Annotated in this window: 2 protein-coding genes; both read right to left on the bottom strand. The window is 74.8% G+C overall.

Annotated elements, in window-relative coordinates:
* Window positions 1–157: 157 nt before the first annotated feature.
* Entirely contained in the window at window positions 158–1,444 is a 1,287-nt protein-coding gene (locus ACIY1X_RS25875; RefSeq protein ID WP_399686402.1) for an NAD(P)/FAD-dependent oxidoreductase, read from the bottom strand.
* 43 nt (window positions 1,445–1,487) lie between these two features.
* On the bottom strand, window positions 1,488–2,665 hold a 1,178-nt coding region (locus tag ACIY1X_RS25870; RefSeq protein ID WP_399686399.1), incomplete at its 5' end, for a TolC family protein.

Raw genomic sequence — 2,665 nt, 5'->3', positions numbered from 1 at the left:
CGACCCCCAATGCCGCGCCGCGCCCGCCGCCGCACACCGGCGGCCGGTCGCGCTTCGGCGACGCCGGGGCAGTCTAGGGAGCGGCCCCCTGCGGGGCCAATTTGCAGGATGGCCTAAGGCTTATGGACTACGTTCGCCGAGCGGCACGCGGCAACGCTCATTCGGTGGCCGCCGGGCGGTCCAGCCGCTCGATGCCCAGGGCCTTGAGCACGTACTTCTCGTACACCGGCTCGGAGGAGCCGTTGCGCACCTTGTAGAGGAAGTACTTCTCGAAGGCGACCTTGGCCAGGTGCACCCACTTGCCCTTCCTGAACCAGTTGACGTTGCGCGGCGGGATCTGCGGCAGCGCCACGAAGGCGGCGCCGGTGTCGCCCATGTCGGCCAGGCAGATCGCGTTCCAGCTGCCGCGGGCGGTGGCGGCGCGGCCGGCCAGGTCGGCCTCGATGTTGTGCACGATGGCCGTGACCATGGTCTCGATCATGTAGCCGGTCTTGGGCGCGCCGGTGGCCACCGGCGTGGCCTCCACCGGCGGGATGGCGATGCACACGCCGGCCGAGAAGATGTTGCGCCACCGGCGGCTGCGCTGGTGCTCGTCCACCAGCACGAAGCCGCGCGGGTTGCACAGGCCCTCCACCGCCGCCACCGGGTCCACGCCGCGGAAGGCCGGCAGCATCATGCCGTAGGCGAAGGGCAGCTCGTGCTCCTTCTTCGGCTGCCCCTGCTCGTCCAGCTCGGCCACGAACATGCGCCCCGGCTCCACGCGCGTGACCCGGGCGTTGGTGATCCAGCGGATGTCGCGGCTGCGCAGTTCGCTTTCCAGCATGCTCTTGGAGTCGCCCACGCCGGCCAGGCCGAGGTGGCCGATGTAGGGCTCGGGCGTCACGAAGGTCATCGGCACCTTGCTGCGCAGCTTGCGCCGCTGCAGGTCGGTGCTGAGGATGAAGGCGAACTCGTAGGCCGGGCCGAAGCACGAGGCGCCCGGCAGCGCGCCGACGACCACCGGCCCGGGCGCGCGCAGGAAGCGCTCGTATTCGGCGCGGGCGCGCTCGGCGTGGTCCACGGTGCAGACCGACTGGGTATGGCCTTCGGGGCCGGCGCCGGGCACCTCGTCGAACGCCAGCTTCGGGCCGGTGGCGATCACGAGATAGTCGTAGTCCAGCCGGGCGCCGTCCTGCAGTTCGATGAAGCTGCCGTCGGCGTCGATGCGCGTGGCGGGCTGCGCGACGAAGTCGATGCCGCGCTTGCGCAGCACCGGCGCGATGGGCACCGTGATCGCGCCGCGCTCGCGCCAGCCCACCGCCACCCAGGGGTTGGAGGGCACGAACTGGAAGTGGTCCACGGCGCTGACCACCGTGATGCGGTGCGCGGCGCCCAGGCGGGCGCGCAGCTCGAAGGCGGCCGGCATGCCGCCGATGCCGGCGCCGAGGATGACGATGTGGGCCATGGTCGATGTCTCCTTTGGGTTGATGTCCGGGGGCAGGGGCGCTTCAGTCCGCCGGCGCGCGGCCGGGCCCGAGCGCGTCGGCCAGGCGATGAAGCCGCGGCGCGTCCAGCGCGCCGGCCAGCCGCGCGAGGCGCAGGCCGTCCAGCTGCACCTGCACCCGCGCCTGCGCCAGGGCCAGCCGCGCGGCGGCGGCGTCGTTCTCGGCATTGAGCAGGTCGAGCGTGGTGCGGTCGCCGGCCTCGCGGCCGGTGCGGGTGGCGTCGAGCCGGGCGTCGCCGGCGCGCACGGCGGCGGCCAGCGCCGCGGCCTGGCCGCGCCCGACGGACACGCCGAGCCACGCGGCGCGCGCCTGCTGCAGCGCCTCCTGGCGGGCGCGGTCCAGCTCGGCCTGCGCCTGGGCCACGCGCGCGACGGCCTCGTCCTGCCGCGCGCTGCGCGCACCGCCCGTGTACAGCGGCAGCGTCAGCTGCACGCCCACCGAAGCCTGCGTCTGCCGCTGGCTGGCGCGGCCGAAATCGCCGCTGCCCGACAGGCGCTCGCGCCCCGCGCGCGCGACCAGGTCGACCACCGGCGAGAGCGGCAGATCGGTCTTGCGCGCCTCCTGCTCGGCGCCGTGCAGCCGCAGCACCGCCTGCCGCACGACGGGACTGTGCTGGGCCACGCGGCCGAGCCACTCGATCAGGTCGCCCGCCTCGCCGTCGGCGGGCAGGCCCGCCGGCAGCGCGAGGTCCGCGATCTCCCCCGGCGGCAGGCCGGTGAGGTCGGCCAGCGCGGCGCGCCGCAGCTCGACCTGGGCCTGCGCCGCCAGCCGCTGGGCGCGCAGGCCCTCGGCGCGGGCGGCGGCCTCGTGCACGTCGGTGATGGGCTTGTCGCCCAGCTCGAAGCGGTCCTGCGCCTCCACCCGGGCGCGGGTCACGGCCTCCAGCTGGCGTTCGATCAGGCGCAGTTGCTCGGCGGCCAGGGCCAGGTCGAAGTAGCGCTCGGCCGTGCGCAGCATCAGCGCGGCCTGGGCATCGCTCCATTCCAGCTCGGCGCGCTGCACCGCCAGCCGCAGCTGCTCGGCCTGCGCGTCGCGCTGGCGGTCGTACAGCGGCTGGCGCAGCTCCAGGCCGGCCTGCGTCCGGGTGCCGCCGTGCACGGAGGTGTCGAAGGCCACGCCGTCCGAACTGCCGGTGCCCGGCGCCGAGAAATGGGCGCCGCGCGTCGCGCTCTCGGCGCTGG

It is taken from the genome of Xenophilus sp. (assembly GCF_044462705.1).
GTDB classification, from domain to species: Bacteria; Pseudomonadota; Gammaproteobacteria; order Burkholderiales; family Burkholderiaceae_C; genus Xenophilus; species Xenophilus azovorans.
The sequence above is the reverse complement of the archived record's forward strand: the minus strand, read 5'-3'. Positions and strand labels throughout refer to the sequence as shown.

Excerpts from the sequence above, each read along its gene's own strand:
- ACIY1X_RS25875 (WP_399686402.1), bottom strand. The coding sequence starts at position 1,444 with ATGGCCCACATCGTCATCCTCGGCGCCGGCATCGGCGGCATGCCGGCC.